Raw genomic sequence first — 23,220 nt, 5'->3', positions numbered from 1 at the left:
ACTAGCAAAGATTAAAGTTAAGTGAGGGTTGATTTTGTGGGAAAAAATATTGTTAGCTTGTTTCCAGAAAAATTCCGTCAAGTAATTACGGATTCAATAAAAAACGATCGAGACAAACTAGAAGAAATTAGAGTCAGAATCAATCGACCCCTTGAACTCGTTCTAAATGGTGAATTTATTACTTTTGATGATTTGCATGTTAATGAAGTGGATGGACAGTTTATTTTAAATCAATTAAGTGGGTTTTCACGATACAAGTTTGAAGAAGAATTAAAACAAGGATACATTACCGTTACTGGGGGACATCGAGTTGGATTTGTTGGACGAACTGTTTTAGAAAAAGGATCGATCAAACAGATTCAGTCGATTTCATCCTTTAACATTCGAATTGCTTCTGAAAAAATTGATGTGGCTCAACCCATGATTCGTTCAATCGTTAATCGTGATAGCTATCACAATACATTAATTATTGGACCTCCGCAATCAGGAAAAACAACTCTGCTTCGAGATCTTTGCCGATTAATTGGGACGGGCTGGGGAACGATGACAGCAAAGAAAGTTGGAGTAGTTGATGAACGCTCAGAGATAGCAGGATCGAAAAATGGCATTCCTCATTATCAAGTTGGCAAACGAACAGATGTATTAGACGGTTGCCCCAAAAGTGAAGGGATGATGCTTATGATTCGTTCGATGTCGCCAGACGTAATTGTTGTTGATGAAATTGGTTCTCATCAAGATATTGAAGCAATTCAAGAGACGATTCGATCTGGTGTCCGTTTGATTTGTACGTTACACAGTGACAGTTATCAATCTGTTCTACGAAGCAAACAATTGGCACCATTGATTGAGAATAACTATTTTAACCGTTTTGTGATTTTAGATCGAAATAAAAAAATAACGATTTTAAATCATCAAGGTCGACCGGCATGGCAAAATGGGGGGGTAACAAGTGAATTGGATTGGGGCAATTCTTTTAATTATCGCCAGCTCAGCAATCGGATTTGAAAAAGCAGCAAGATTAAAAAAAAGACCAGTCCATCTTTTACAATTAAAGGCTGCTTTAAAAATTTTGGAGGCTGAGATCGTTTATAGCCAAGATTTGCTTGCAGATGTATGTTTGAGAATCTCAACGCAAATTAAAGCACCAATCAATCATTTTTTTCAACAAGTTGGTGAAAAAATGGTTGGTCATGATGAATTGTTTGATTTATGGAATAGTGAAGTCGACCATTTAATGAATGATTCTGCATTAGAAGCTGACGAGTTGACGATTATAAAACAATTTGGACAAACACTTGGTCACTTTGATTTAATTAATCAACAAAAACAAATTGAACTTACAATCATTCACCTTGACCGCATTTTGATTGATGCTCAAAATAAATATACCGTTTTTAGTAAAGTTTATCGCGGAATTGGTGTTTTATCAGGTATTTTAATCGCACTTATATTGATTTAGAGAGGAGCAAAAATGATGAATCAAGATGCTTCTATCATTTTTCAAATAGCAGGTATCGGAATTGTCGTAGCTATGATTCATACAATATTGAAACAGATGGGAAAAGAGGAATATGCTCAATTTATTACACTTGTTGGATTCATCATCGTCTTGATGATGGTAATTGACCGTATTGCCACCCTTTTTCAACAAATTAGAGCAATTTTCTTATTGCAAGGATAAAGCAATGTCACTTGTTCAAATCATTTTAATAGGTGTCGTTGCAACGATGCTGATAACGCTAATTAAATCGTATCAACCAACTTTTGCCCTAATTTTACTCATTGTTACCTCTCTATTTTTGTTTTATTTTATCTTGATTCCACTAGGGGAAATCATTGATTTGATTCGTACCCTGTTTAATCGCTTTCGTTTGGACACAATTTATTTGGAAACAGTCTTTCAAGTGATCGGCATTGCTTATTTAACAGAACTAGGTTCACAGTTAACAAATGATGCGGGACTAAATTCAATCGCTAGTAAAATTGAATTGGTTGGTAAAATATCAATCCTGTTTGTTTCTATACCAGTTTTAACAGCGATCATTGAAACAATCATTCATTTAATCCCATATTGATCTGCTTGGTCGGGAGGCTACTATGACTAACGTATTAAAAGTAACACTATCTGTTATCATTAGTTTTTTTCTATGGAATCTACCTGGATATGCTCAAGTTCAAGAGCCAATAAATGATTACGACCAAGCTGACCACTTATTATCAGAACTTGATGTTAGCGATTTAGAAACTTTTTGGTCTGAAATTGGTAAGGATTATCAAGACTATTTTCCACAAATTGAACGGATTTCTCTAAAAGAACTAATCACAAATGCGAATCAATTGTCGTTAATTGATTGGGTTAGTGCATTAATTAATATAATCGGCTATGAACTATTTTTAAATGGGAAACTCCTAGGTCAACTAATTATAATTGCGATTATTTCTGCATTAATTAAAAATCTTCAGTCATCATTCCAATCGGAATCGGTCACGATCGTAGCAAATTTCGTTTTAATGATTTTATTAACAACACTTGCTGTTCAAAGCTTCTCAGTGATTAGTGAGTTAATGACAACGACGATTACGAGAATGCATGATTTTATCATCGCCTTACTCCCACTATTGTTGAGTTTAATGGCGATGCTTGGAGGGATAATTTCAGCTTCATTTTTTCATCCCCTGATTATTACTTTTCTTTATTTGATTGTTATTTTAGTCGATAAATTTATTCTAGTGCTCATTTTTTTATCCCTAATCTTACATTTAGTCAGTCAGATGAATCAAAAGTTTCAATTGACTAAATTAGCTGATTTATTAAGGCAAATTGGCTTAACGCTATTATTTATTAGTCTAACAATCTTCTTAACCGTTCTCTCTACACAAGGAGCGATCTCAGCAGTTCAAGATGGTCTCGGAATCAAAACTGCAAAATTCGTCACAAATAATTTTGTTCCTGTTGTTGGAAGGATGCTCTCAGAAGCTACAGATACAATTTTTGCGACTACTCAGGTTTTAAAAAATGGTCTTGGTCTTTTTGGACTGATTTTTATTTTATTAATTGTTAGTTTACCAATCGTTAAAGTTGCAATTGTTGGTAGTTTTTTTAAATTAGCCGCAGCGATTGTTCAGCCAATTGGTGACGACCAAGTAGTAAAAAGTATCTCGATTATTGCAGATCACGTTTTCTATTTACTTGCGGTGTTAATTGTTGTGTCTTTTATGTTTATTATGATGATTGTCGTTTTATTGATCGCAAGTAATTTAACGTTTATGATTCGATAAGGGGAGGATTCATTTGAACTTTTTGACGAATTGGATCACTCAAATGATTGTACTGATTTTTATCATGATGTTGACGTTAATGGTTTTACCAGACCGTAGTATGAAAAAATATGCACAGTTTAGCTTGTCGATCATATTTATGTTTTTATTTATTCAACCCATTACAACATTATTTAATATCAATATATCAGATGAATCAAATAAAATAGTTGACTCATTGTTTGGCTCAAATTCAAGATCGGTGTTAGAAAATGAAATCGATCTTAAAAAAAAAGAAATACAAGCTACTAGTGACGCATATGTTATAGATGAGATGGCGAATCAATTGAAGGCGGAAATGGAGGATGAGTTTGCACAAGTCTTTGAGTACGAACTTAAACGTGTTGATATTTTTTCCGAGACTGACCAAGCGATAGTGATAGAAGAATTGGTTTTTCACTTCACAATTACAGATAACAACCACCAAACATTATTAATCGAACCAGTCATTATTTCGGCATCTAATCATAAGATTGATCATGATCAGCAAACAATTAATGATAATCAGCAAATCTTAAATTGGTTTAGCAACAAACTTAGCGTCAATCAAAATCAAATCCAAATCTCATGGGAGGGGGGATAGGTATTGGACAATCCGTTTAAAAAATTAACTGAGTGGCTAAAAAACCAAAATTCAACACAAAAATTAACCAAATCAAATTATTTAATCATTCTTGGGTGCATCGGTGTGATCCTTTTAATTGCAAGTCAATGGTTTTCTGCTCCTAAGCAACCAAATGTTTCAGAAGGGAATCCACTGATTCAAACTGAAGCTAAACAATTAGACACTGCTAGTAGTCCAAGTACAAGTGATCCACTGTTAGAACTTGAACAAGCTTATCAAACTGACCTAGCCGCAATGCTTGAGGAGGTTGAAGGGATCTCAAATGTAGAAGTCATGGTAAATTTGGAAGCAACATCTGAAGTCATTTATGAAAAAAATTTAATTGTTGGTACGCAAACAACGATCGAAACTGATCAAGGAGGTGGCACCCGTAATATTGATGATCTAACTGAAGAACAACAAATTGTTGTCATCAGACAAGGTGATCAAGAGGTTCCATTAGTTGTCCAAAGTAAAAAGCCAACAGTTAGGGGTGTCCTTGTTGTTGCGAATGGCGTTGAACAAATTCAAATTAAAGAGTGGGCGATCGAGGCGGTCTCAAGAGTATTAGACGTTCCTCCCCATCGTGTATCGATCATGCCCAGAAGCAAAGGAGAGAGTTAAAAATGTTAAAAAAACAAACTGTTTGGTTACTTACATTATTAAGTTTAACAATTGTTTTGAGTGTATTTTATATGAATTCTCCGGATTCAGATGATTTTTCGTTTGTTTTTCAAGAGGAACCAGCTGATCAGACAGAATTAACAGCCAATGATTTAGCAGACCTCGATCAAAACCTGTCATTTACAATTGATAGTGAAGCAACAGCTAAAGGGGAACAAGAAGATTTGATTTCGACGATATCAACTGAGGACGATCTTTTTACATTAATTCGAATGGAACTTAGACAATCAAGAAGCAGCCAAATAGAAAAACTAGAAAGTGTTGTTGCGTCAAGCTCAGCATCAACAGAAGAAAAGAATACTGCTTTTGAAGAAATGCAGAAAATTGATCAGCTATCATCAAAAGAACTGATTGTTGAGGAAAGCTTAAAAGAGGAATACGGTTATTCAGATGTTCTTGTCCGTTCGGTTGATGAAAGTATTATTGTAACAGTTAAAACAGATCAATTATCAGAAAAAGAAGCAAATCAAATTATGCGTACTGTCTACGATGAATTTGGTTCAATGCAAGTAGAGGTTAAGTTTCAACCTTCAAAAACATAAATGAATAAAACCTAGCTAACACTGATAAACTACATCATTCAACTAATTTAAAATCGCTCACATATGGTAATCACAAGTCGATTGTGATTACTTTTTTGTGATTAAAAAAAGAATAGTTGAAGTTTTATCTATCTTCTAATAGAATGTTAAGAGTAATGATTAGTACCTGTTATTAATAATAAGTATCTATTAAAATTCAATCTAAGAGGTGGAACAATGTTATCGATTGATGAAATTAAACAATTAATAAAACTTTTGGACGAATCTACAGTTGATGAATTTGTTTATCAAGTAGACGGAGAAAAATTAAAATTAAAAAAGCACACTACCCCAACTTATATACAAGAAACGGTAGCAACCCCGTTACCTACACTAACTGGAAACACAGGAGTAGCAGCACCAGAACAACCGTCGCCAACTGATACCGAACCAGTTGAAACAAAAGCAAGTTATGATTATGAAATCACTTCGCCCATGGTCGGAACATTTTACTTAACCGAATCGCCTGAAAGTGACCCATATGTTACGGTTGGTGATCAAATTCGGAAGGGTAATGTCGTTTGTATGATTGAAGCGATGAAGCTATTTAATGAAATCGAATCAGATGTTGATGGTGAAATCGTTGAAATTTTTGCTGAAAATGGAGAGCTCGTTGAATATGGGCAACCTCTATTTGGAATCAAAAGAAAATAGGGGGCAAATGACGTGATTAAAAAAATATTAATCGCGAATCGTGGTGAGATCGCGGTTCGTATTATTCGAGCATGTAAAGAGCTTGGCATAGAAACCGTAGCTATTTACTCAGAAGCAGATGCGGACTCGCTTCATGTCCAATTAGCTGACGAAGCTTATTGTATTGGTCCCGCGAATAGTCGTGAAAGTTATTTAAATTTTACACCGATTATGAGCGTTGCAAACCTGACTGGTGTTGATGCAATTCATCCAGGTTATGGGTTCTTAGCAGAAAATCCAGACTTTGCAGAGCTTTGTCATAAATGTAACGTTACTTTTATCGGACCAAGCGTTCATGCAATCCAAAGAATGGGGACAAAAGATATTGCTCGGCAAACGATGGAAGAAGCAGGTGTCCCAATCGTCCCTGGCACAAAGGGGATTATTAAAAGTGATCAAGAGGCGTTAGATTTTGCTGAGGAAATTGGCTATCCAGTGATTGTAAAAGCAACTGCTGGTGGTGGAGGTAAAGGTATTCGAGTGGTTCGCCAGCAAACTGAACTGCTTAAAGCAATTAAAGTGACAGAACAAGAAGCTGAGCAAGCGTTTGGTAACCCTGGTGTCTATCTAGAAAAATTTATCGAGGATTTTTCTCACGTTGAAATACAAATACTAGCTGATAACCATGGAAATGTGATACACTTAGGTGAGAGAGACTGCACTGTCCAACGCCGTTTACAAAAGTTAATTGAAGAAACACCGTCACCAGCGATTGATCAAGAGACGCGAAAACGAATGGGTGAGGCATCTATTAATGCAGCTAAAGCAGTTGATTACTCTGGGGCTGGGACAATTGAATTTATTTTTGATAAAAAAACAAGAGACTTTTATTTTATGGAGATGAATACTCGGATCCAAGTAGAGCATCCTGTTACTGAAATGGTGACTGGAATTGACTTAATTAAAGAACAAATTAAAATTGCAAATGATCAACATCTTGAGATTAAGCAAACTGATGTTAAATTTGATGGTTGGGCGATTGAGTGTCGGATTAATGCTGAAGATCCATATCGAGACTTTTTCCCGAATCCAGGTGAAATAGAATTATATTTACCACCTGGTGGATTTGGAATCAGAATTGACTCTGCAGCTTATTCAGGCTATAAAATTCCTCCCTACTATGATTCGATGATTGCCAAATTAATTGCGTACGGAAAAACAAGAGATGAAGCAATTAGTCGGATGAAACGGGCATTGAGTGAGTTTTATGTTGAAGGCATTCCAACAACGATCCCATTTCATCAGAAGGTGATGGAGCATCCAGTCTTTTTATCAGGTGATTTTAATACAAAGTTTCTTGAACTATATCCGATCATTGATTCCCCAAAAGATGAATAAGGACAAATGTGCAGCGATATAACGCTAAAGGAGTGGAGCATTTTGAGCGAAGAAACAATTTTAAATGTCAGTGAAGATTCAAGTTTAGGTAAGGTGGAAATTGCACCTGAAGTAATCGAAGTAATTGCTGGAATCGCGACTACTGAAATTGAAGGTGTATACTCAAGACGTGGTAATTTTGCAACAGATGTTGCTGAACGATTTGGGTTAAAGACTCATGGTAAAGGAATTAAGGTTGAATTAACACAAACTGGTGTTACGATTGATGTCTTTGTCGTGTTTGATTATGGTGTAACGATTCCGATTGTGGCTCAAAAGGTTCAACAAAATATTAGACAAACACTGAAAACAATGACGGCATTAGAAATTGAAGAAATCAATGTCCATGTTGTTGGTGTTCAAATGGAAAAAGAAGATCCACAAGGTGAGTAAAACTGAGCAACCAAGAAGACCCTAGAGATTAGCTCTATGGGTCTTTTCATTGTTTGTTTGACTAAAATTTGACAAGGACCTTGAATTTGTCTACAAGCTCGTAGCAAATTTGAAAAAACTATTTTAGAAATCGATTCATTATGCTATGATTAGTTTTTACAGTCGCCATTTGAGAAAAAAATAACTATAGAGATAAACAAGGAGAATACAGATGAATCGAAGACGCGGAAGAGAAAATGCATTTCAAGTTCTTTTCTCATTAGATTATGAAGAATACGACGCAAATCTCGCGATAGAAAATATTCTAGATAATGAAACGGATGAATTTGTTACAACGCTGATTTCTGGTGTTATTAGGGAACAAGTTGCAATTGACCGGAAAATTGAGGAGCATTTGGAAAATTGGTCACTGAACAGATTGGCAAATGTTGAAAAAACGCTGTTACGGATTGCAACATTTGAAATTTTTTATGAATTAGAGACGCCTAAAGGTGTTGCCATTAACGAAGCAATTGAAATTGCTCATATATATGGAGATGAAAAATCAGGTCAATTTATTAATGGTGTACTAGCAAAAATGAATAAATAAAGGGGATATTTAATCATGACAGCAACAATTATTTATGGTAACCAGCTCGCTGAGACATTACGTGTGAAAATGAAAGAAGAAATCGTAAATCTGAAAAGAAAAGGAATTGATCCGAAGCTAACGGTTGTTTTAATCGGTGATCACCCTGCTTCAAAGTCTTACGTATCGGGGAAGCAAAAAGCAGCAGATTATATTGGGATGGATTCAGAACTGATTCAATTACCAGCAGAAACAACTGAGGCAGAATTATTATCTTTGATTGACCAATTAAATCAAGATACTGTTGTAGACGGTATTTTAGTCCAATTACCTCTACCTGCCCATATTGATGAACAACTCGTCATCGAGGCAATTCGTCCATCAAAGGATGTAGATGGGTTTCATCCAATTAATATTGGGAAAATGATGACAAATCAAGATACATTCTTACCGTGCACACCATACGGCATTTTAACAATGTTGAAATTATATGATATCGACATTGCTGGGAAACATGCAGTTGTCATCGGTCGTAGTAATATTGTTGGTAAACCAATTGGTCAGCTCTTGTTAAATGAAAATGCGACAGTTACCTATTGTCATTCAAAGACAGCTAACATGAAGGAACTCGTTCAATTGGCGGATATTGTCATTGTTGCTGTTGGTCGAGCCCGCATGATTGACAGATCTTACATAAAAAAAGGTGCAACAGTGATTGACGTTGGCATCAATCGATTAGATGATGGCACTTTGACTGGGGATGTAGATTTTGACTCAGTAAAAGAGCAGGCTAGTTATTTAACTCCCGTTCCAAAAGGGGTCGGTCCAATGACAATAACAATGCTGTTAAAAAATACAATCAAAGCAGCAATTAACCATGCACAAAAGTAATTAACTGGGCGTGATAAATGTGGTAGAGAAATATTTAACGGTAACAGCTTTAACGCGTTATATAAAAAGAAAATTTGAGTTGGATCAGCATTTAACGACTGTTTGGTTAAAAGGAGAAATTTCGAATTTTAAGCACCATAGTCGCGGACATATGTATTTTACTCTAAAAGATGAGCAGTCAAAAATTTTGGCTGTAATGTTTGCTGGTTATAATCGCTCATTAAGATTTGCCCCTGAAAATGGGATGGATGTCATTATAAAAGGTGAAGTAAGCGTCTATGAAGCAATGGGACAATATCAACTTTACGTCCATGATATGATTCCAGATGGCATCGGTGCATTAAACCTAGCTTTTGAGCAATTGAAAGAAAAGCTAGAACGTGAGGGTTTATTTGATCAGTCTAAAAAAAGACTGATCCGATCAATTCCAGAACATATCGGGATCATTACCTCACCCACTGGTGCTGCGATTCAAGATATTTTATCAACAATCAATCGACGGTTCCCACCTGTGAAAATATCAATTTTTCCAGCTCTCGTTCAAGGTGATCAGGCAAAAAATGATCTGGTCAAAAAAATTGCCCAAGCTAATTTAGACGCAACGATTGATCATTTAATCATAGCCCGAGGTGGTGGCTCAATCGAAGAATTATGGCCATTTAATGAAGAGATTGTTGCTAGAGCAGTTGCTACATCAAAAATTCCGATTATTTCAGGTGTTGGTCATGAAACGGATACAACGATTGTTGATTTTGTTGCTGATTTGAGAGCACCGACTCCAACAGCTGCTGCCGAATTAGCTGTCCCACTTCAAACTGAATTAACAGCACGAGTTCTTCAGGCCAAAAGAACATTAACAAAAGAGTTTAATGGACTAATAAAACGAAAAAGAGAGCGCCTATCTTATTTACAAGCAAATTATGCGTTCCAATACCCTAAACAACTAATTGCCGAAAAAGAGCAGCAATTAGATCGTTTGGTTGAACTTTTGGCGAAAAATATCACTCAACAAATCCGAAAAAACAAAGACAATCTTTACCGAGCATCAGCGCAATTAAAGTTGAATAGTCCAAATCATCGGGTATCGGTCGCTCAACAGAAAGTCGAATTTTTAACTCAGGCACTAGATCACCATTTTCAACAACTTTTTAATAACAAATTGACTCGATTTGATCATTATTTAAACCAACTTCACTTGTTAAGTCCATTAAGTACAATGAAGCGAGGTTACTCGATTAGTTATGATCAAACGGGGACTATTATTAAATCGGTTAGACAAGTTAATTCAGGAGAAAAAATCACACTAAAATTAACTGACGGAATCATCGATTCGAAAATTACAACGATTAGGGAGGATGAACATGACTGAGAAAAAAAGAACGTTTGAAGCAACAATGGCTGAATTAGAAGCGATTATTCAAAAGCTAGAAGCAGATGATGTCCCACTAGAAGATGCGATTTCCTATTATGAAAAAGGAATGAAATTATCAAAGTGGTGTGACGATAAATTGACCCAAGTTGAAAAACAAGTCGCAAATATTATTACAGAAGACGGTGAGTTCAAGCGCGTTGAAATTGAGGAGGAGTAATGATGGCAGTCCAGCTAAATGATTATATAAAAGAGAATCAATTAATTGTTAATCAAGCGATTATTGAAATAGTTGAACGAATGAATATTCCAACAACACTAAAAAACTCAATGCTTTATTCAATTAAAGCTGGTGGGAAGCGAATTCGACCGATACTTATGATTGCTAGTGCAGAGGCATTTGGTGGCACAAGAGATGATGTACTTCCAGTAGCCGTAGCACTTGAGATGATTCATACATACTCACTGATTCACGATGATTTGCCGGCAATGGATGATGACCAGCTTAGACGTGGACAACCAACGAATCATATTCAGTTTGATGAAGCAACGGCAATCTTAGCTGGAGATGCTTTATTGACAATGGCATTTCAAGTGATTACAGAAGCAAAACAGTTATCAGCTGAGCAAAAAGTAACGGTTATCAATCGACTAAGCATCGCTTCAGGTTCATCTGGCATGGTCGCAGGACAAATACTTGATCTTGAAGCGGAAGAGAAACAGATAGATATAGCTCAACTCGAACAAATTCACCAATTGAAGACAGGTGAATTATTAATTTTTGCAGTGGAAATGGGTGCATATTTGGCTGGTGCCTCACAAACTGAACGCTTGGCTGTTAAGCAATATGGTCACCATATTGGATTACTTTTTCAAATTCAGGATGATATACTTGATGTTGAGGGTGATCAAATAAAGCTTGGGAAACAAGTCGGTAGTGACCAAGATAATGAAAAAAGTACTTATCCGAAGTTATTAGGAATAGACGGGGCAATTAAAGTAAAAGAAAAGAATGTTGCGATGGCAATCAAGTTATTAGAAGAGGCCACCATTGCAAATTCAATGCTCGCTTCACTCGTTAATTATATAAGCGACCGAGATGCATAATTTTTTTAATTTAAATACTTATCATCGAGATTATTAAATAGTCAGGTGATCACCTTGGCTAAAGTAGAGGATAAAAGATATTATGACAATAAAAAAAGTTAGACTGGATGTCTTAGTTGTTGAAAGAGGCTTAGTCGAAACACGTGAACAAGCAAAACGCAGTATTATGGCTGGTCTTGTATTTTCAGGGACTGATCGATTGGATAAACCTGGAGTCAAAGTTCATTCAAATATTCCACTCACGATCAAAGGAAAAGCGATTCCTTATGTTGGACGGGGTGGATTAAAATTAGAAAAAGCATTAAAAGTATTCGAGCTTGATCTGAACGGACGAATTATGGTTGATGTTGGTGCATCAACAGGTGGTTTTACTGATTGCGCCTTACAAAACGGCATCGAACTTTGTTATGCTATTGATGTGGGCTATAATCAGCTGGCATGGAAATTAAGAAATGATGACAGGGTAATTGTAATGGAACGGACGAACTTTCGTTATGCAACTCCCGAGCTATTCACTGTTGGTCAACCTAATTTTGCTACAATTGACGTGTCATTCATCTCATTAAAATTAATTTTCCCACCATTACAAGCGATTCTTACAGAAAACGCTGATTTAGTCGCTTTGATAAAACCCCAATTTGAAGCAGGAAAAGACAAAGTTGAAAACCGCGGAATTGTAAGAAATCCTGCTGTTCATAAAACAGTACTACAAGATACAATTGCAGTCGCTGCTGATAACGATTTAGTCTTAAAGGGATTAACTTATTCACCAATCACTGGTGGGGATGGTAACATTGAGTTCTTAGCACATTTTAGCTATCAACCAAATAAAGCGGTTACATTTGAAGATTATACAAATAAAATTAATCAAATTGTTACTGAAGCACATCAGGCCTTTTAGTTTTATAAGAGAGGGGATGTTTAAATGAAAAAAGGACAACGACATATAAAAATTCGGGAGTACATTAATCAGCATGATGTTGAAACACAAGAAGAACTAGTTGATATTTTAAGAAGTGAAGGCTATAACGTGACACAAGCAACGATCTCAAGAGATATCAAAGAACTACATTTAATTAAGGTGCCAACTGAAAATGGAAGCTATAAGTATAGCTTGCCAGCTGATCGACGGTTTAACCCATTAGAAAAGCTTAAACGATTAATGCAAGATTCATTTGTAAGTATCGATAAAGCAACGCATTTTTTAGTGTTAAAAACTTTACCCGGTAATGCAAATGCACTTGGTACTTTAATTGATCACTTGCAATGGGATGATATTCTTGGCACTATTTGTGGGGATGATACAATCTTAATTATTTGTCGGAACGAAGATGTGACTCCTGAGATTGAAAAGAAATTTCTAGAAATGCTTTAAAATTTTTCTATTTAATTGAGGTGAGTGGTTTTGTTAACTGAACTTTCAATTCAGAACTTTACCATCATTAATCAACTAACGATTTCTTTTAATGATGGCTTAACCGTTTTAACTGGTGAGACTGGTGCAGGAAAATCAATCATTATTGATGCAATTGGGCTACTTGCTGGAGGAAGAGGCTCGGTAGAATATGTTCGGCATGGTGAAAATAAAGCTGTTTTGGAAGGTTTATTTACGATCGAAGATCCCAAACATGCAATTTACAAATTGTTTGCAGAATACGGTATTGAATATGATTCAGAAGGTATGATCGTCCTGCATCGAACAATTAGTGCAAAAGGAAAAAGTATCTGTCGTGTGAATGGATCATTGGTAACATTAGCGATTTTACGTGAATTCGGACAAACATTAATTGATATTCACTCACAACACGAGACGCAATCACTGCTTGACTCTAGTCGACACTTAGCTTTGTTGGACTTATTTAATCAAGAACATAACGCTGATATCTATAACGATTATCAAAAAGTGTATCAAAAATTAAAGAAAACAAAAACAGTTTTTGATTCCTTGAAGCATAATGAACAAGAATCAATTCAACGGCTTGATTTACTTCGTTTTCAATTAAATGAAATTAATCAAGCAAATCTAACTGTAAATGAAGATCTTGAATTAAGAAAAGAACGTGAAAAACTGGTTAATTTTGAACAAATCTATACAAATGTTGAAGAAACATATAATGCATTAAGAGGTGAGCATAAGGGACTCGATTGGCTTTCGTTGGGCTTAAGTGCTTTAGAGACAGCAAGTAGTCACGAAGAGGAATTAAAAAAGGTCACCGAGAATTATTCGAATAATTACTATATGTTTGAAGAGATTAGTATTGAACTACGAAATTATTTGGATCAGCTTGCGTATGAACCTGAACGATTAGCTATGATCGAATCACGTTTAAATGAAATTCATCTGTTGATTAGAAAATATGGTTCTACAGTAAATGAGATCATTGAATATGCTGCAGAAATTGAGGATGAAATTGAACAATTAGAGAATCGTGATCAATCACTGCAGGAGATGACAGAAGAAATCACTGAGCTAGCTGAAGATGCTTTAATTGAAGCAAAACAATTGCATGATTTGCGTGTTAATGGTGCCAAGCGTTTAATTAAAGTCATTAAAACCGAACTGAAGGATCTTTACATGGAGAAAGCTCAGTTTGAAACAGAAATTCAGATTCGTGGTGGAAAACCAGATGATCCCGAACTTTTAGGTAAACCCGTTCAACTAGGTGAGACAGGTTTTGATCAAGTTCGCTTTTTACTGTCAACAAATCCTGGTGAACCAGTTAAACCGTTGGATCGCGTTGCATCAGGTGGTGAGTTATCAAGGATCATGCTTGCATTTAAAAAGGTTTTTGCCAAACATCAAGGTGTGACAAGTGTAATCTTTGATGAGGTTGATACAGGTGTTAGTGGTAGAGTTGCACAAGCGATCGCTGAAAAAATTCATACGATTTCACTTGATTCACAAGTTTTATGTATTACGCATTTACCACAAGTTGCTGCAATGGCAGACAATCATTTACTAATTGAAAAAGGAACGACAAATAAAGAAACATACACGACGGTGATCCAATTAGAGGAATCCAATCGAATTGAAGAATTAGCCCGGATGACAACAGGTACAACCTTAACTGATGCCTCAGTTAGTCACGCTAAAGAATTAATCACTAGAGCTAAAGATTTTAAAAGTAATTAATTTTTATCGATTAATACGAAAAAATAATAATTTGTGGATTAAGAAGCTTATTCAAATTAAGCTTCTTTTTTTATATGTAAAGAAGGAAATCTTCTCAAGTTTTTGAGAACTTTACTTGGTTTAAAAAGCTGTGAAAAAGGTCAAAGTAGAGGTACAGAAAAAAATAAAACAAACAGCGAAGGAGAGTGAATTGTGAAAAGACAATTAATCAAATCAATCTGTGGAATCGTTTTATTCATTGTGTTATTTGGACTACCATTTTTTCCAACAGTCAAAAATTATTTAACCATTCCAACAGAGGTTAATCTATATACAAATAGTACTGAAACATTTCAACTAACTGATTCTGCTCATTCATTTAATCTAATTGATCAATCTGAGCAAGACATCATTAAATTAAACAATAGCTCCGTTGAACCACTTAAAGTTGGCAAAACTAACTTAAAATATCAGTATAAAGATTTTCCGCTAAAAAGAATTAATGTCAATGTCAAACAACAATATCAAGTCATTCCTGGAGGTCAATCAATAGGGGTAAATTTAGAAACTTTAGGGGTATTAGTTGTTGGTTATCATTATTTAGGCGAAGGTGAAGAAAGTGAATCACCTGGACGTGATTTAGGGATAAAAATTGGCGATAATATTTTAGAAATGAACGAGCAAGTGATTCAAACAATTGCTGATATTGGCCCAATTGTGTCAGAATCTGGTGCTAATAATCAACCCATCAAAGTTAAATTCCAGCGCAATCATCAAACATTTGAAGAAGAATTAATGCCATCATATGATGAAAAAACAGATAGTTACAAAATTGGTTTATATATTAGAGATTCAGCGGCTGGAATCGGAACTTTAACTTTCTTTGATCCAAAAACAAATATGTATGGTGCACTTGGGCATGTAATTGCTGATGTCGATACGAAAGAACCGATTGAAATAAAGTCTGGAACAATTGTAAAATCTAGAATCACATCGATCCAGAAAGGGGATAGTGGCATACCCGGTGAAAAAAGGGCATCATTTAATAAAAATGAGAATTTATTAGGAAACATCACTAAGAATAGCTCGTTTGGAGTTTTTGGACAATTAAGCATTGATTTAAAAGATGCGGATACCATTGATCCATTACCTATCGCTTATAGCAATGAAGTAAAAGAAGGTCCCGCACAAATTTTAACCGTTGTGAATGAAGAGGAAGTTGAAACATTTGACATTGAAATTATCAGTGCAATCGAACAAACAAATCCAGCTACAAAGGGAATGGTTATTAAAGTAACCGATGAACGTTTACTTGAGAAAACAGGTGGGATTGTTCAAGGGATGAGCGGAAGCCCAATCATTCAGGACAATAAAATTGTTGGAGCAGTAACACATGTTTTCGTGAATGACCCTACATCTGGTTATGGGATTCATATTGAGTGGATGTTAGAAGAGGCAGAAATAAATTACAAAGAAACCTTTGCGCAAGCAGGCTAATTGCTTAATTCATAATCGAACCAAAAATAGCGCGATTAACTTAGCGCTATTTTTTAATGTATATTTACATTAGGAAATCGCCCAACTCACTGAAGTATGTTATAATCTTAATAAATTATTTTCGACAAAATAGATAAAAAAAGGAATTAAAGCTAATTAATTTTTGTGTTTTTAGCGAATTGACAGAAGTTTTAGCGAATAAAAATTTTCTTGGATGATTAAAAAGGGATAAGCGATTTTTCGTCGAATCTTAGTTAGGAGTAGATAGCATAATAAGGAGGAATTAAATGTGTCAAAGATTAAAATTTGTTTGGTTGATGACAACCAGGAACTAGTCAGAGTAATGGAGGAGTATTTTGAAACACAACAAGACATCGAAATTGTAGGTGTCGCTCATAACGGAAGGGATAGTTTGGAACTCTTAACAGAAACGAATCCAGATGTTGTCATCTTAGATATTATTATGCCTCATATGGATGGATTAGCTGTATTAACGGAAATGAGAAATCTAGAGTTAAAAAAACAACCTCATGTCATCATGCTAACCGCCTTCGGTCAAGAAGATGTGATGAAAAAGGCTGCTAACCTAGGTGCGTCATACTTTATCTTGAAGCCATTTGATTTAGAATACTTAGCTGATCAAGTGAGGCAAGTTTATGGTAAACCAAAAATAGAACGAAAAACGGCGAAACACCCAGATCATAAACAAAAGAAGTTTGATTTAGAAGCTAGCATTACAAATATCATCCATGAAGTTGGCGTCCCGGCACATATTAAAGGCTACATGTATTTACGAGAAGCGATTACGATGATTTTTAATAACGTTGAATTATTAGGCTCAATTACGAAAGTGCTTTATCCAGACATTGCAAAAAAATACAATACGACACCATCACGTGTTGAACGTGCGATCCGCCATGCGATTGAAGTTGCTTGGAGTCGCGGAAATATCGACTCCATCTCTGAATTATTTGGCTACACTGTCAGCAGTTCAAAAGCAAAACCGACTAATAGCGAATTCATCGCAATGGTTGCTGATCATTTAAGACTTGAATATCGTGCGAGTTAACAATTGATTAAATCCTCTTTTATCGTTTTTGGAATCGGTAAAAGAGGATTTTAACTGCAGAAGTCTAACTCTTTATAGCAAAGTAAACAAAGAAGTTGCTGTAATATGAAGATTAACCAATTCTGCTCAAGTGTTCGTTTTCTATCATTAAAATTTAAATCGCTGAGCTAATCAAGCTAAAGTAAAAAAAATTAAATTGATGATCGAGTAATGTGTTAAAAGTAACGTATACTAACCTTTTTTTTGCCCAAACTAAGCAAAAAGGAGGTTTTTTTATGAAAAAAATTATAGTTTTAATTGGAGTGTTGTTTATCTTAATTCCGATAAATATACATGCCGAGTCAACGTATACTGTTCAACCTAATGATACACTTTGGAAGATTGCACTCAAGTATCAAATTGGGGTGACAGAAATCATTGAGGCTAATCCTCAGCTTGAAAACCCAGATTTAATTTATCCAAAAGACAAAATTTCAATTCCAAATATTGATGCGATTAAACACACGGAACATATCGTCATTCAGCTAGTCAATCAAGAGCGCGTTCGTAATGGGTTGAATGAGCTTCGTCCAGATTGGCAATTATCAAGGGTTGCAAGAATTAAATCAGCTGATATGTTAGAAAATAATTATTTTTCACATACAAGTCCTGTATATGGATCGCCATTTGATATGATTCAGGATTTTGGACTTCAGTATCGTCGGGCGGCTGAAAACATTGCACGTGGACAACAGACGCCACATGCTGTTTTTAGGGCTTGGATGAACAGTTCAGGTCACCGCGCTAACATTCTAGGTGATTTCAGTCATATCGGAGTTGGCTATGTTGAAGACGGTAAATACTGGACACAAATGTTTATAAAGCGCTGACAAAGTAAGTTCGGTTCAATCATCTCCATCTATTTTAAAATAAACTGAATTTTCTATAACAATATATTATTTTTTGTGGTAAGATTTGATATAGAAAAATAATATTGGAGATGTATATGATGAAAGTAGCCAAATTTGGGGGAAGTTCAGTAGCAGATGCCGTACAATTAAAAAAGGTAGCCACAATTATTCAAGCAGATGAGCAGAGACGTGTAATTATCGTCTCTGCTCCTGGAAAACGTCATGCTGATGATGTTAAAGTAACTGATTTATTGATTGAACTTGGCGAATCGTATCAGAGAAAACAAAAGTATCATGCTGAGTTAGCTGAAGTTATTGCTCGGTTTCATTCAATTGTCGATGATTTAGGGTTATCAAATCAAGTTATAACTAAGATTGAATCTCATGTGACAGAAATTTTTCAGAGTGATGGTGATTTAAACTTTAAGTTAGATGCTATTAAAGCAATTGGTGAAGACACACTTGCGCAGATACTCAGTGAATACTTACAATCACTTGGAATTAACGCTCGATATTTGAATCCGAAAGATGCAGGATTGATCCTGAGTGAACAGCCTGGTGGCGCACAAATTCTTGAAGAAAGTTTTGCGGAAATCTATCGATTAAGAGAATATGAAGAAATTTTGATTATTCCTGGATTCTTTGGTTACACATCGGCAGGGAAGTTGGTAACATTTTCCAGAGGTGGATCAGACATTACCGGTTCAATCGTTGCGGCAGGTGTGAAGGCAGAGCTTTATGAGAATTTCACTGATGTTGATTCTGTTTATTGTGTCAATCCATCGATCGTTAAAAATCCTAAAGAAATTACGGCTTTAACATATAAAGAAATGAGAGAACTATCGTATGCTGGTTTTTCTGTTTTTCATGCAGAAGCTTTAATCCCAGCTGTTCGTGCTGAAATTCCAGTTTGTATTAAGAACACAAATAACCCCGATGCCCTCGGTACGATTATTGTCTCTAAAAAAGAAGTCGATATTCAAGCTAATCCTGTAGTTGGAATCGCTAGTGATAATGGATTTATGAGTATATACATTAGTAAATACTTAATGAACAGGGAAGTTGGTTTCGGACGCAAACTATTGCAAATTTTAGAAGATGAGGGGATTTCTTATGAACATACACCTTCAGGAATCGATGACTTGTCAGTAATTATGCGGGAAGAACAGATGGATGAGCAAAAAGAAGAGATCGTGCTTGAGCGAATTAAGGCAGAGTTAAAACCTGACCAAGTCCATGTTGAGCGTGGATTAGCACTAGTGATGATCGTTGGAGAAGGCATGCAGAGTCAAGTTGGAACAGCTTACACTGCTGCAAAAGCATTCAAAGATGCAAATGTTAATATTGAAATGATTAATCAAGGTTCTTCAGAGGTTTCTTTAATGTTTGGCATTAAAGAAAAAGCTGTCAATGACGCAGTAAAATCACTTTATCAAGTTTTTTTTAATAAATAGTATTAAAATAACTGTAGCTCATTCATGCTACAGTTATTTTTGTGAACAAATTGTAACTAGGTACTAACATCATATAATAAATCACTTGCTAAAATAATTGATAAACGATAAGATATAAATGAGTAATTGATCCTTCGCACACTAACTTTATTGGAAAAGGAGCTTTTTTTATGAGTGAAAATTATGACCTAGTAATATTAGGTGGTGGTATGGGGGGCTATATCGCAGCCATTCGTGCTCGACAGTTAGGGTTAAGTGTTGCTTTAGTTGAAAAAGAATTAATTGGCGGTACATGTTTACACAAGGGATGTATCCCAACGAAGACGCTTTTAAAAAGTGCATCGTTTTATCAAGATGTGCTTAACAGTCAGCAATATGGCATTGAAACGTCAAATCCGGTACTCCATTTTGCTAAAATCCAAGCACGAAAAGAAGATGTTGTTAACCAACTTTATCGTGGACTCCAACATTTAATGAAACATAATAAAATAAACATATTCAATGGTTATGGCCGTTTATTAGGGCCATCAATCTTTTCACCGATGGCGGGAGCAATCTCGGTTGAACATGAAGGAGAACAAGAAAATACAATTTTAATTGGTAAGCACGTTTTGCTTGCAACAGGTACGGTAGCAAATCAATTGGATCTTCTACCATTTGATGGCAAGTTTATTTTATCGTCTGATGATGCTTTAAGATTAGAAAAATTACCTGAATCGATAGCGATTATTGGTGGTGGCGTGATTGGGGTAGAATGGGCTTCAATGCTTAATGATTTTGGTGTCAATGTCACGTTAATCGAAAACCAAACACAGCTGTTACCATCATTTGATCAAGAAATCGCCAAACAATTAGCAAAAGATTTAAAGACAAAAGGTATCAACGTCTTAACAAACAATACAGTTATTAATCACAGGATTATTAGCAATCAAGCAGTTGAACTTGAGTTAACTGATAAAAAAGAAAAGCAGACAATCATAACCGATCAAGTGCTCGTTGCAATAGGGCGTTCAGCTAATCTAGCTGATATTGGAATTAGTAATACGTCAATTACGACCGATTCAGCTGGTTTTATCGATGTTAATAAATATTATCAAACAAAAGAAGATCATATCTATGCTGTTGGTGACTGCATCGGTGGGGAACAGTTGGCACATGTCGCTGCACATGAAGGCAAGCTAGCCGTTGAGCATATGGTTGGGCAGCTCGATAAGTTTCAGCAACAGGCCTTTGTCCCAAGTTGTGTTTACAGTCAACCAGAAGTTGCCACAGTTGGTTTAAGTGAAGCTGAAGCATCTGATCAAGGTCTGAACATTAAAGTAAAAAAACTACCTTTTTCAGCAATTGGTAAAGCATTAGTTAATGGTGATAATAGCGGATTTGTAAAAATGATTATTGACCAAGATACAAAAGATTTACTTGGTGTGCACATGATCGGTAATCAAGTAACCGAATTAATTGCTGAAACCAGTCTGGCGATGTTGCTCGATGCAACTGCTGCAGAAATCGGCTACAGCATTCATCCACACCCATCGTTAAGTGAAGCGATTCAAGAAGTGGCGCTGGCAATTGATGATCAGCCAGTTCATAGCTTATGAGAGGAGTATTCAAATGATTAATCATGAAGATTTACAATTAACAGATGATGACGTATTAGAAATGTATCGTTTAATGCTAACAGCGCGTCGTTTTGATGAGCGGACATGGCTCCTTAACCGCGCGGGGAAAATACCTTTTTTAGTATCATGTCAAGGACAGGAAGCTCAACAAGTTGGTGCCGCCTATGCCTTGGATCGTGAGCGTGATTATACAGCACCATATTATCGAGATTTTGGTGTTGTACTTGCATTGGGGATGACAGTTAAAGATTTAATGATGCAAGCATTTGCAAAAGCAGCTGATCCAAACTCGGGTGGAAGACAGATGCCTGGGCATTTTGGTTCGAAGCGATTACGCATGTTGTCAGGCTCATCACCAGTTACTACCCAAGTCCCACATGCGGTAGGTGTTGGCCTAGCTTGCCAAATGAATAACGATCAAGCGATTTCATTTGTCACTTTAGGTGAAGGTTCTACGAATCAAGGTGATTTTCATGAAGGAGCCAACTTTGCCGCTGTTCATAAATTACCGGTCATCATTATGGTTGAAAACAATCAATATGCGATCTCGGTCCCATTAAATAAACAAGTTGCTTGTGAAAAAATTTCGGATCGTGCGATTGGCTACGGCATGTATGGGGAAACGATTGACGGCAATAATCCATTAGCTGTTTATCAAGCGATAAAAAAAGCTCGAGATCGTGCACTTAAAGGGGAAGGTCCGTCACTGATTGAAGCGGTCAGTTACCGTTTAACGGCACACTCAAGTGATGATGATGATATGACTTATCGGACACAAGAAGAGATTGATCAAGCAAAAGAACAAGACGGTCTTCATACGTTTAGACAATATTTAGTTAAAAAAAATATATTAACTGATCAGATCGAATCAGAAATGGAAGCTGCGATTAAAGTTGAGATCAATCAAGCAACAGAAGCTGCTGAAAAAGCACCATATCCATCAGTTGAAACACTCTATGATGGTGTTTATCAGTAAGGGAGGGAAGAAACAATGTCTGTATTATCATATATTGAAGCGATTCAATTGGCGATGAAAGAAGAGATGGAACGTGATGAGAAGGTCTTTATCTTAGGTGAAGATGTAGGTAAACGTGGGGGAGTTTTTCGTGCAACTGATGGTCTTTATGAGCAGTTTGGCGAAAAACGAGTCATAGATACACCGTTAGCTGAATCAGCGATTGTTGGTGTTGGTATTGGAGCTGCGATGTACGGGATGATTCCAATTGCAGAAATTCAGTTTGCTGATTTTATTTTACCTGCTGTTAACCAGATTATTTCTGAAGCAGCTAAGTTACGCTATCGTTCAAATAATGACTGGAGTAGCCCGATCACAATTAGGGCACCTTATGGCGGTGGTGTTCACGGGGCACTCTATCATTCACAATCGATGGAAGCTATTTTTGCGAATCAACCAGGATTAAAAATCGTGATGCCATCAAGTCCAAGAGATGCAAAAGGGTTATTAAAAGCAGCTATTCGTGATCCGGATCCAGTTCTATTCTTTGAACATAAGCGAGCGTATCGATTATTAAAAGAAGAAGTACCAGAAACGGATGAACTGATCCCTATTGGAAAAGCAAATCTCGTTCGTGAAGGATCAGATATCACCGTTATTTCGTATGGTTTAATGTTGCATTATGTAAAAGAAATAGCCAATGAGCTAGCAACCGAAAAAGAGATTGATGTACATGTCCTTGATTTAAGAACAGTCTACCCATTAGATCAAGTTGCTATCATTCAAGCAGCGAAACAGACGGGCAAAGTGTTACTCGTTACTGAAGACAATAAAGAAGGCAGTATTATTAGTGAGGTTTCAGCAATTATCGCTGAACACTGTTTATTTGATTTAGATGCACCAATTCAGAGGTTAGCTGGTCCAGACGTACCGGCGATGCCGTATGCACCAACATTAGAAAAAGAATTTATGGTCAATAAAGATAAAATTAAACAAGCTATGATCGATTTGGCTCTATTTTAGTAGATTGGAGGGATTC

General features: G+C 36.0%; 26 protein-coding genes. All 26 read left to right on the top strand.

Annotation, left to right across the window (positions count from 1 at the left end; all coding sequences use genetic code 11):
- Positions 1-36: 36 nt before the first annotated feature.
- The 26 genes from spoIIIAA to ABD814_RS05200 all read left to right on the top strand — a co-directional run bounded on the left by spoIIIAA (position 37) and on the right by ABD814_RS05200 (position 23,204).
- Positions 37-1,005 (top strand): stage III sporulation protein AA, encoded by a 969-nt coding sequence (gene spoIIIAA / locus ABD814_RS05325; protein ID WP_344911092.1) that lies wholly within the window; start codon positions 37-39, stop codon positions 1,003-1,005.
- Positions 950-1,459, top strand: coding sequence for a stage III sporulation protein AB (locus tag ABD814_RS05320; protein WP_344911090.1), 510 nt, complete (start codon positions 950-952; stop codon positions 1,457-1,459). Before spoIIIAA ends, ABD814_RS05320 begins: the two co-directional genes overlap by 56 nt.
- 15 nt (positions 1,460-1,474) lie before the next feature.
- The gene (gene spoIIIAC / locus ABD814_RS05315) at positions 1,475-1,681 is read left to right on the top strand and encodes a stage III sporulation protein AC (RefSeq protein WP_344911088.1); all 207 of its coding nucleotides are present in this window, start codon (positions 1,475-1,477) and stop codon (positions 1,679-1,681) included.
- A 4-nt stretch (positions 1,682-1,685) separates the two neighbouring features.
- Entirely contained in the window at positions 1,686-2,075 is a 390-nt protein-coding gene (gene spoIIIAD, locus ABD814_RS05310; RefSeq protein WP_344911086.1) for a stage III sporulation protein AD, read from the top strand.
- A gap of 22 nt (positions 2,076-2,097) precedes the next feature.
- Entirely contained in the window at positions 2,098-3,279 is a 1,182-nt protein-coding gene (spoIIIAE, locus tag ABD814_RS05305) for a stage III sporulation protein AE (protein ID WP_344911085.1), read from the top strand.
- Between the two features lie 13 nt (positions 3,280-3,292).
- Complete coding sequence (gene spoIIIAF, locus ABD814_RS05300; protein ID WP_344911083.1) at positions 3,293-3,901, top strand: stage III sporulation protein AF; 609 nt, start codon at positions 3,293-3,295, stop codon at positions 3,899-3,901.
- A gap of 3 nt (positions 3,902-3,904) precedes the next feature.
- Complete coding sequence (gene spoIIIAG / locus ABD814_RS05295) at positions 3,905-4,546, top strand: stage III sporulation protein AG (RefSeq protein ID WP_344911081.1); 642 nt, start codon at positions 3,905-3,907, stop codon at positions 4,544-4,546.
- 2 nt (positions 4,547-4,548) lie between these two features.
- The gene (locus ABD814_RS05290) at positions 4,549-5,148 is read left to right on the top strand and encodes a SpoIIIAH-like family protein (protein WP_344911079.1); all 600 of its coding nucleotides are present in this window, start codon (positions 4,549-4,551) and stop codon (positions 5,146-5,148) included.
- A gap of 216 nt (positions 5,149-5,364) precedes the next feature.
- Positions 5,365-5,841 (top strand): acetyl-CoA carboxylase biotin carboxyl carrier protein, encoded by a 477-nt coding sequence (gene accB / locus ABD814_RS05285; protein ID WP_344911077.1) that lies wholly within the window; start codon positions 5,365-5,367, stop codon positions 5,839-5,841.
- Between the two features lie 12 nt (positions 5,842-5,853).
- Positions 5,854-7,218 carry an acetyl-CoA carboxylase biotin carboxylase subunit gene (gene accC / locus ABD814_RS05280; protein WP_344911075.1) on the top strand — a complete coding sequence of 455 codons (1,365 nt, stop codon included), beginning with the start codon at positions 5,854-5,856 and terminating at the stop codon, positions 7,216-7,218.
- Between the two features lie 42 nt (positions 7,219-7,260).
- On the top strand, positions 7,261-7,650 hold the full coding sequence (locus ABD814_RS05275) for an Asp23/Gls24 family envelope stress response protein (protein WP_344911073.1): 390 nt from the start codon (positions 7,261-7,263) through the stop codon (positions 7,648-7,650).
- A 211-nt stretch (positions 7,651-7,861) separates the two neighbouring features.
- Positions 7,862-8,239, top strand: coding sequence for a transcription antitermination factor NusB (nusB, locus tag ABD814_RS05270; protein ID WP_344911071.1), 378 nt, complete (start codon positions 7,862-7,864; stop codon positions 8,237-8,239).
- A gap of 15 nt (positions 8,240-8,254) precedes the next feature.
- Complete coding sequence (gene folD / locus ABD814_RS05265) at positions 8,255-9,109, top strand: bifunctional methylenetetrahydrofolate dehydrogenase/methenyltetrahydrofolate cyclohydrolase FolD (RefSeq protein WP_344911069.1); 855 nt, start codon at positions 8,255-8,257, stop codon at positions 9,107-9,109.
- Positions 9,110-9,128: 19 nt separating this feature from the next.
- Complete coding sequence (xseA, locus tag ABD814_RS05260; protein WP_344911067.1) at positions 9,129-10,478, top strand: exodeoxyribonuclease VII large subunit; 1,350 nt, start codon at positions 9,129-9,131, stop codon at positions 10,476-10,478.
- The gene (gene xseB, locus ABD814_RS05255) at positions 10,471-10,698 is read left to right on the top strand and encodes an exodeoxyribonuclease VII small subunit (protein WP_344911065.1); all 228 of its coding nucleotides are present in this window, start codon (positions 10,471-10,473) and stop codon (positions 10,696-10,698) included. Before xseA ends, xseB begins: the two co-directional genes overlap by 8 nt.
- A gap of 2 nt (positions 10,699-10,700) precedes the next feature.
- Entirely contained in the window at positions 10,701-11,585 is an 885-nt protein-coding gene (locus ABD814_RS05250) for a polyprenyl synthetase family protein (RefSeq protein ID WP_344911063.1), read from the top strand.
- Positions 11,586-11,667: 82 nt separating this feature from the next.
- A complete protein-coding gene (locus ABD814_RS05245) occupies positions 11,668-12,486 on the top strand; it encodes a TlyA family RNA methyltransferase (RefSeq protein ID WP_344911061.1) in 819 nt (272 codons plus the stop codon).
- A 24-nt stretch (positions 12,487-12,510) separates the two neighbouring features.
- Positions 12,511-12,960: a transcriptional regulator AhrC/ArgR gene (gene ahrC / locus ABD814_RS05240; RefSeq protein ID WP_344911059.1), complete on the top strand. Its 450-nt coding sequence runs from the start codon at positions 12,511-12,513 to the stop codon at positions 12,958-12,960.
- 24 nt (positions 12,961-12,984) lie between these two features.
- On the top strand, positions 12,985-14,718 hold the full coding sequence (recN, locus tag ABD814_RS05235; protein ID WP_425549055.1) for a DNA repair protein RecN: 1,734 nt from the start codon (positions 12,985-12,987) through the stop codon (positions 14,716-14,718).
- Positions 14,719-14,910: 192 nt separating this feature from the next.
- Complete coding sequence (gene spoIVB, locus ABD814_RS05230; protein ID WP_344911055.1) at positions 14,911-16,194, top strand: SpoIVB peptidase; 1,284 nt, start codon at positions 14,911-14,913, stop codon at positions 16,192-16,194.
- 289 nt (positions 16,195-16,483) lie between these two features.
- On the top strand, positions 16,484-17,263 hold the full coding sequence (spo0A, locus tag ABD814_RS05225) for a sporulation transcription factor Spo0A (RefSeq protein WP_344911053.1): 780 nt from the start codon (positions 16,484-16,486) through the stop codon (positions 17,261-17,263).
- A 275-nt stretch (positions 17,264-17,538) separates the two neighbouring features.
- Positions 17,539-18,132: a SafA/ExsA family spore coat assembly protein gene (gene safA, locus ABD814_RS05220; RefSeq protein ID WP_344911051.1), complete on the top strand. Its 594-nt coding sequence runs from the start codon at positions 17,539-17,541 to the stop codon at positions 18,130-18,132.
- A 119-nt stretch (positions 18,133-18,251) separates the two neighbouring features.
- Complete coding sequence (locus ABD814_RS05215) at positions 18,252-19,607, top strand: aspartate kinase (RefSeq protein ID WP_344911049.1); 1,356 nt, start codon at positions 18,252-18,254, stop codon at positions 19,605-19,607.
- A 170-nt stretch (positions 19,608-19,777) separates the two neighbouring features.
- Positions 19,778-21,205: a dihydrolipoyl dehydrogenase gene (gene lpdA, locus ABD814_RS05210; protein WP_344911047.1), complete on the top strand. Its 1,428-nt coding sequence runs from the start codon at positions 19,778-19,780 to the stop codon at positions 21,203-21,205.
- A gap of 7 nt (positions 21,206-21,212) precedes the next feature.
- Positions 21,213-22,202 (top strand): thiamine pyrophosphate-dependent dehydrogenase E1 component subunit alpha, encoded by a 990-nt coding sequence (locus ABD814_RS05205; RefSeq protein WP_425549056.1) that lies wholly within the window; start codon positions 21,213-21,215, stop codon positions 22,200-22,202.
- Between the two features lie 15 nt (positions 22,203-22,217).
- Positions 22,218-23,204, top strand: a complete 987-nt coding sequence (locus ABD814_RS05200) for an alpha-ketoacid dehydrogenase subunit beta (RefSeq protein ID WP_344911044.1) — start codon at positions 22,218-22,220, stop codon at positions 23,202-23,204.
- The last annotated feature ends 16 nt before the right edge of the window (positions 23,205-23,220 follow it).

The organism is Amphibacillus indicireducens, from assembly GCF_039539605.1.
GTDB lineage: Bacteria > Bacillota > Bacilli > Bacillales > Amphibacillaceae > Amphibacillus > Amphibacillus indicireducens.
Note: the sequence above shows the minus strand (reverse complement) of the source record. Positions and strands in the feature narration are given on the sequence as shown.